The sequence below is a fragment of the Bacteroides sp. 2_2_4 genome, from assembly GCF_000157055.1.
Lineage (GTDB): Bacteria > Bacteroidota > Bacteroidia > Bacteroidales > Bacteroidaceae > Bacteroides > Bacteroides ovatus.
This window is the reverse complement of the sequence record NZ_EQ973372.1, coordinates 101,826-109,069: the sequence shown is the minus strand read 5'-3', so window position 1 is coordinate 109,069 and position 7,244 is coordinate 101,826. Positions and strand designations below refer to the sequence as shown.

5 protein-coding genes and 1 pseudogene are annotated in these 7,244 nt (G+C 39.4%); 4 read left to right on the top strand and 2 right to left on the bottom strand.

What is annotated here, in order from left to right:
- The 3 genes and pseudogenes from BSCG_RS02310 to BSCG_RS02320 form a co-directional block, all read left to right on the top strand.
- Positions 1-297: pseudogene (locus BSCG_RS02310) on the top strand (DUF3417 domain-containing protein); the annotation flags it as partial.
- A gap of 188 nt (positions 298-485) precedes the next feature.
- On the top strand, positions 486-1,256 hold the full coding sequence (locus tag BSCG_RS02315) for an arginase family protein (protein ID WP_004306464.1): 771 nt from the start codon (positions 486-488) through the stop codon (positions 1,254-1,256).
- A 174-nt stretch (positions 1,257-1,430) separates the two neighbouring features.
- Positions 1,431-2,300: an urea transporter gene (locus tag BSCG_RS02320; RefSeq protein ID WP_080558394.1), complete on the top strand. Its 870-nt coding sequence runs from the start codon at positions 1,431-1,433 to the stop codon at positions 2,298-2,300.
- A 464-nt stretch (positions 2,301-2,764) separates the two neighbouring features.
- On the opposite strand, the gene BSCG_RS02325 is transcribed toward BSCG_RS02320, so the two are convergent.
- The gene (locus tag BSCG_RS02325; RefSeq protein ID WP_004309090.1) at positions 2,765-3,169 is read right to left on the bottom strand and encodes a helix-turn-helix domain-containing protein; all 405 of its coding nucleotides are present in this window, start codon (positions 3,167-3,169) and stop codon (positions 2,765-2,767) included.
- A gap of 15 nt (positions 3,170-3,184) precedes the next feature.
- Complete coding sequence (locus tag BSCG_RS02330; protein ID WP_004306458.1) at positions 3,185-3,601, bottom strand: helix-turn-helix domain-containing protein; 417 nt, start codon at positions 3,599-3,601, stop codon at positions 3,185-3,187.
- A gap of 533 nt (positions 3,602-4,134) precedes the next feature.
- On the opposite strand from BSCG_RS02330, the gene BSCG_RS02335 reads away from it, so the two are divergent.
- The gene (locus BSCG_RS02335; protein WP_008777389.1) at positions 4,135-7,230 is read left to right on the top strand and encodes a SusC/RagA family TonB-linked outer membrane protein; all 3,096 of its coding nucleotides are present in this window, start codon (positions 4,135-4,137) and stop codon (positions 7,228-7,230) included.
- The last annotated feature ends 14 nt before the right edge of the window (positions 7,231-7,244 follow it).

Sequence of the window (7,244 nt, the reverse complement as noted above, 5' to 3'; positions counted from 1 at the left end):
GGGTTGGATGCGACAATCGAAGCCGGAAAGGAATATGAAGTAACAGTTGTTGTCGATGAGAAAGGTCTGGATGATGCAATTGGAATTGAATTGGTCATTATTCAGCATGAAAGTGGTCAAGATCATATCTATGAAGTCATACCTCTTCCACTAGTTTCCAAAGACGGGAATCTATATACCTTCAAGGGGACATCTCAAATTTTTAATGCCGGAAGTTTCAAACAGGCTTTCCGCATGTATCCCAAAAATAATCTATTACCACATAGACAAGATTTTTGTTACGTCCGATGGTTTTAAAAAAAAGGGAGGTGTGTCATAATGAATAATAAAACGCAAATTATCGCAGAAATAATTTCATAAATCGTTGATTAATATATAAATATAATTGAAATAATCTGCGATAATTTGCGTTAATCTGCGTTTTGACACACTCCGCTTTTATACATGACAAGTTTCAAAGGTTATTCAATAAAAGATAAAGAACAATGAAACCGAACATTATTCTTATGAATTTCACTCATGTCTATGAGCAGGAAAGATTTATAAACGACATCCATTTCCAGTGGATAGATTGTACCGACCTAAACGGAACCAACTGCTACTGTGATGCAGAAGCAGCCAAAGTCATTAGACAAAGAATGGCCCCCTACTTACCTGAAGGAATACATTTCATTGATTCCGGTAACTATCATTATATCAGTAAATTTTGGACGGATAAAATAAAGACCCCATTCTCACTAGTTGTCTTTGATCATCATCCAGATATGCAACCTTCCTTATTTGACAATCTAATGTCATGCGGATGTTGGGTGAAAAAAGTATTGGATACAAATCCTTATCTTCAAAAAGTATGTATCGTCGGCGCTGCTGAAAAGTTGATCAAAGCACTGCATCCCAATTATGGAGAAAAATTAAAGTTTTATAGCGAAACAGAACTTTCTCACGAAGAAGGATGGAACAGATTCTCTCATGAACATCTGAATGAGCCTGTCTATATATCAGTGGACAAAGATGTATTGGACATAAAATCAGCAGTAACCAATTGGGATCAGGGTTCCCTATCACTGACCGAATTGGAGAAACTCCTCTCCATCATTCTAAAAAAAGAAGAAATTATCGGAGTAGATATCTGCGGTGAATGTTCCAGTTCTTTGGATGTTTTCCAAAAAAACAGAGAACTTTCAATTAACAGTAAGGCCAATAAGGAACTATTAAATCTATTCCTGTCCAATCAAAACGAGATTCATCCCCTATAAGTAAATCATTAACATAGTCATGAATATTATGCTTAGCACAATAATTAGTGAATTGACCGTACATGATAATTCCACATCTCTTTACACTTTTCTAATTCTCCATCTCTTGATATTGCTATTTTCAATAGAAGGTTGTACTTTTGTCATCATTTTATCAGTCAATCTTTTATACAAATGGTCTTTATACACAATTTATTACTTATTCTGGGACGTGGAATAGGACAAGTGATGTTTCAGAATAATGCGTTATCCGGATTATTCATGCTAATTGGAATATTTCTAAACTCATGGCAAATGGGAATACTAGCAGTCTGCGGTAATATAATAAGTACACTGACAGCCCATTTTTCGGGATATAAGTATGATGATATTAAAAATGGATTATACGGATTTAATGGAACTTTAGTAGGTATAGCAGTTGGCGTATTTCTACAATTATCGGTAGGAAGTTTAATCATGTTGATTATCGCTTCGGCCCTTTCCACATGGATTGCCTATTTTTTTAATCAGCAACGTTTAATTCCTGGCTTTACTGCTCCTTTCATTCTTGCTGTATGGGGAATGTTGGGAGTTTGCAGCTGGCTTATACCAGATTTACTATCAGTTTCCTATACGGTTATTGATACCACACAGAATATTAATTATTTCCAAGCCTTCTGCTTAGGTATAGGGCAAGTCATGTTTCAGGGAAATACAATTCTATCCGGATTATGTTTCCTTATAGGCATTTTGATTAATTCTCGAAAGGCAAGTCTCTATACTATCTTGGGAGCACTTCTTCCTATTCCCCTAGCCATTTTACTTGAAGTGGATGCTACAGACTTAAATGCCGGATTAATGGGCTATAATGGGGTATTATGTGCAATAGCTTTAGGAGGAACGGGCTGGGAAAGTGGCGTATGGGCAGGATGCTCTGTCTTACTATCCACCGTATTACAGATTCTAGGAATGAGTTTGGGTATCACTACCTTAACCGCTCCCTTTGTTATATCTGTATGGATCATACTAATGATACAAAAAGTAATAAGAACGCAGAATAACTAAATTAGTCTTCAAATAAAAGTTTGTGATATTTTTTTTCAAAGAAAAAGATAAAAGATATCATCTTGTCACCCGAAATATTTGCTTTTGTATTATGAATACTACACCATAATGCAGTAAACTTAAAAATAGCATCCAAACTCCTTGAATTAAAAAGAGTTTGGATACCTCAACATTTACAGTAAAAAATATTATTTATAAAGTCTCAATCAGATCTTAGTTATGCTTACAACATAAAGGTGATAACTACCCATATAAACAACAGACAGAAGTGTATCACATAATTATGATAACATCATCTCATATCTTTTCACCCACAATCAGCAACAGTTTTTCATTTTCCCCTCTTAAAAACTTTATTTCTTCTTTCAACCAATCTATTTCCTTGTTTTTTGAGGAAATCAATTCAGCTATCATTGTATCAGGAATATAACTACTACTGATAAAATTCAATATCTTGGAGATATTTATTTCTTCTCTTTTTTTAAAGTTTCAAATTGTTCCTTTTGTTTATCCAACAGCTTTTCGAAAATCTCAATTACCTGTTCAACAGGAAAACTATTAAAGGTCTGATTATTGCCTGTATTACTGACAGCACTTTTAACACCACAATTCTCGTAGAAGTTATTCGTATTATACAGGATTGTCTCTTCATTAAAACTCTTCAGCCCATCTACAGTAACGCCTAGTGCTGAAGCAATCTCACCTAACCGTTCATCGTCAAACTTCTCTGTTTGTTCTATTTTCGAAACAGCCTGTTTCGTTATACCTAACAAATCACCGAGTTCCGCTTGAGTCATTCCCCGAAGCCGACGCACCCGTTCAATTTTTCTTCCCAGATGAATTGTATTTGTGTACTTTTCCGTTTCCATATTCCAGTCTGTTGATTATTTTCCCTGCTTTATGCACTCTCTTAGAATCTCTATTTTCTCTTGTTCACTTTTCAACAAGCGTTCATACAGTTCAACCACCTTTTCAATAGGATTAATCTGTTGGTTATGAGCATAAACAGTAGCAATTGCTCCCGGAGAAATGGTAGCATCTTTATAATTATTAATATTACAAATGGCTTTTTCAACATCAAAATCCTTGATGACATCAGTAGATATTCCCAAGACTTCAGCTATTTTTGTCAACAGTCCGTCTTCTATTTCATCTTGTTTCTCTATTTTCGAGATCTCCTGCTGACTAACACCCAGATCAGAAGCCAACGCTTCCTGTTTCATACCCAGATACACACGGATTCTTTGCAGATTGCGACCGACATGCCTTTGATTCACCTTGTCTTTTACTTTAATATCCATATCATTGTTGCTTTAGTAAATACATTGAGACAAAGATAATGAAAATAAAATTCGCAACTACATATCGCCCTTTGAAAAAGACAGCTTTCTATCTGTTTCTCTTTTAAATATAACCTAATTAGATCTATTTTATCCCAGTCTTTATCATTTTATCTACTTCTAAAACTTTACTACCGTAAAGTTTACGACGGGTAAAGGTTTAATCAACAACAATATTACTTTATAAAATCAAATATACAACAGGTAGTAAGAAACAACTCAGTTCTGATAAAAGTCAACTCTATATTTTTCAATCCCCAGTTCTATATGCATAATTTTGCCCTGTCAGTTTTTAGCTGACATGAATCGTGGCGCCACATTTAAAACAGTGCAGAAGGATGTGCAATTGACATTCTGAACAATCATCATTAAACCAATAAAATCTAATAGCCTATGGGGTAAGTAAAGTCGTTACAATCGAGACATAGCTTTAAATCGGCCGAAAATTTAGCTATCCAAAAACAAATTAGTAAACATACAATTAAACAAAAAGCATGAAATCATTTTCTGATAAAACAAACATAGGGTGGAATAATTCCCTAAAGACTGTTTATAGAATGAATTTTTACCTATTATTCCTATTAATAGGTTCATTATCGATACTTGGATCAACACGGGCTTATTGCCAACAGAGCAGAACGATCTCGGGTATAGTGAAAAACTCTCAAGGAGAGACGATTATCGGAGCGAATATCGTTGAAAAAGGTACCAGCAACGGGACGATTACGAATGTAGACGGACTGTTCACACTGCACGTATCGCCCAATGCAATATTAAAGGTATCTTATATGGGATACACGGAGCAGGAAGTCAATACACGCAACAAGAACAAGCTGGAAATCATACTGACGGAAGATGCCAGACTGATTGATGAAGTAGTGGTGGTAGGATACGGATCGGTCAAAAAACGGGATTTGACGGGGGCGGTAACCTCCGTCAAAAGTGCAGAAGTACTGGCCGCTCCTACCAATAATGTGATGGAAGCCCTTCAAGGCAAGATACCCGGAATGGATATCACCAAGACTTCGGGACAGGTAGGAGGTGATGTCACTATCCTGTTACGTGGTTCACGATCTATTTATGGCAGCAACGAACCGTTGTTTATTATCGATGGAATCCCCGGCAGTTATAGCCAGGTCAGCCCGTCGGACATCGAGAGTGTAGATGTGTTGAAAGATGCTTCTTCCACCGCCATTTATGGTTCCGCAGGAGCAAACGGCGTTGTAATCATCACCACCAAAAGAGGAAAAGAGGGAAAAGCGACCGTAAACTTCGATGCTTATTACGGATTCAGCGGTTCACCCAACTACAGACATGGGATGACGCGGGATGAATGGGTCACCTACCAGCAAGAAGCCTATAAATATAAAAACGGTGACTATCCTACCGATATGTCCGCCCTACTGGGGAAACAGGATTTTATAGATGCATACAACGACGGCAAATGGATAGAATGGATAGACTGGATAGATGAAGTGTCGGGCAACACGGCTACCACACAGAAATACAGTCTTTCGGTCAGCAGTGGCACTGAAAAGACAAAATTATTTGCTTCGACTTCCTACAACCGGGAGGAAGGTTTACTTAATAACGAAAATCTGAACAGATATTCGTTACGCCTCAATCTGGATCAGCAGATATTTTCATGGGCAAAGGTGGGCTTTACCTCCAATTTAGTCTACCGGGACTTGAACTCCGGCGTGAAAAACACATTCACCAAATCTCTCTCCGCCATCCCGTTGGGTGATGCTTATACCGAAAAAGGGGAGATCAATCACGAATACATCACGGGACAATATTCCCCGATGAGTGATTTTATAGAGAATCAGTATGTAGACAACACACGTTCTACCTACCTGAATATGAGCGGCTATGTCGAACTAACTCCCGTCAAAGACCTGACTTTTACCAGTCGTGTCAATGGTACGTTGAATCACTCACGCCGCGGGCAATACTGGGGAGAGAAGTGCAATGCCAACCGTCCGTCTTATGCAGGTTCACCGCATGCTTCCATCACCAACAACAATGCCTGGAATTACACTTGGGAAAATATTCTCGCATACAACACAACCATCGCCAAAGACCATAATCTGGGAGGTTCATTGATTACTTCCTGGAATAAGAACCAGTCGGAAAGTAGCATGGCTGCCGCCAGCGGTCAGATGGTAGATCAATGGTCTTTCTGGCGACTGACATCGGGTACTTCCCAACATGTAGAATCCGACTTCGCACAGATGCAGAAAATGTCTTTTGCCTTCCGTCTGAACTATTCATACAAAGGCAAATACCTATTTAATTTCTCTACGCGGTGGGACGGTGTTTCACAATTCTCCACCGGACATAAATGGGATGCTTTCCCCGCAGGCGCACTGGCGTGGAGAATATCGGACGAGGCTTTTATGGAAAAGACACGTAGTTGGCTGGACAACCTGAAGTTGAGAGTGAGCTACGGCATCACGGGTAACTCGGGAGGAACCACCGCATACAGCACCACAACACAAGCATACGTATATACCGCTTCGGGAATTTCCATTAATGGGAAGATTGTTCCTTTCACGCAATACTCCGGTACCTACGGTAGTTCCGATCTCGGCTGGGAGAAGTCATACAACTGGAATGTGGGGTTGGATTTCGGTATCCTGAACGGTCGCATTGACGGATCGGTAGAATGGTTCAAGACAACCACCAAAGGATTATTATTCAAACGTACATTGCCCATCACCAGCGGTCTGACCGGATGGGGATCGCCTCTGGCTATCTGGCAAAACATCGCCCAGACCAGTAACCAAGGTGTGGAAGCAACGATCACTTCGCACAACATACGGCATAAAGATTTCACCTGGAACACCACTTTATCCGTCACCTGGAACAAGGAACAAATAGACGATCTGCCTGACGGTGATCTGATCGCCGAAAACCTGTTTGTCGGTGAACCGATTAAAGCTATTTACGGATATAAATATATCGGAATCTGGGGAACCGATACTCCGCAGGAGACATTGGATGCCTACGGCGTAAAACCCGGATTCATCAAGATAGAAACCTTAGACCAGAAAGGCGATGGAGGTGTGCATAAATACAGTACGGAAGACCGGCAAATTCTAGGACATTCCAATCCGGACTGGATCATCGGATTCAGCAATTCCTTCACCTACAAGAATTTTGATTTATCCGTCTTTGCCATGGCGCGTTACGGACAGACAATCAACAGTGACCTGCTCGGTTATTATACCGCCGAACAGAGCGTAACCAAGAACCAACTGGCAGGCGTAGACTACTGGACAGAGGATAATCAAGGAGCCTATTTCCCCCGTCCCGGAACGGGAGACGAACAAAAAACCGTATATCCTTCATTAAGAGTGCGCAACGGCTCCTTCATTAAGATTAAAAATATCACGCTGGGATATACACTACCCGTCAATATTTCCCGCAAAGTTTTAATGGAGAAATGCCGTATTTATGCCACAGCCTACAATCCGTTCATCTTTGTAAAAGACAAGCAGTTGAAAGATACTGATCCCGAAACCAACGGTTCGGATGCATTCCCTACCTACCGGCAATTTGTTTTTGGCGTTAATTTGACATTCTAACTAAAGATTATAAT

Excerpts from the sequence above, each read along its gene's own strand:
- BSCG_RS02320 (WP_080558394.1), top strand. The coding sequence starts at position 1,431 with ATGGTCTTTATACACAATTTATTACTTATTCTGGGACGTGGAATAGGA.
- BSCG_RS02330 (WP_004306458.1), bottom strand. The coding sequence starts at position 3,601 with ATGGATATTAAAGTAAAAGACAAGGTGAATCAAAGGCATGTCGGTCGC.
- BSCG_RS02315 (WP_004306464.1), top strand. The coding sequence starts at position 486 with ATGAAACCGAACATTATTCTTATGAATTTCACTCATGTCTATGAGCAG.
- BSCG_RS02335 (WP_008777389.1), top strand. The coding sequence starts at position 4,135 with ATGAAATCATTTTCTGATAAAACAAACATAGGGTGGAATAATTCCCTA.
- BSCG_RS02325 (WP_004309090.1), bottom strand. The coding sequence starts at position 3,169 with ATGGAAACGGAAAAGTACACAAATACAATTCATCTGGGAAGAAAAATT.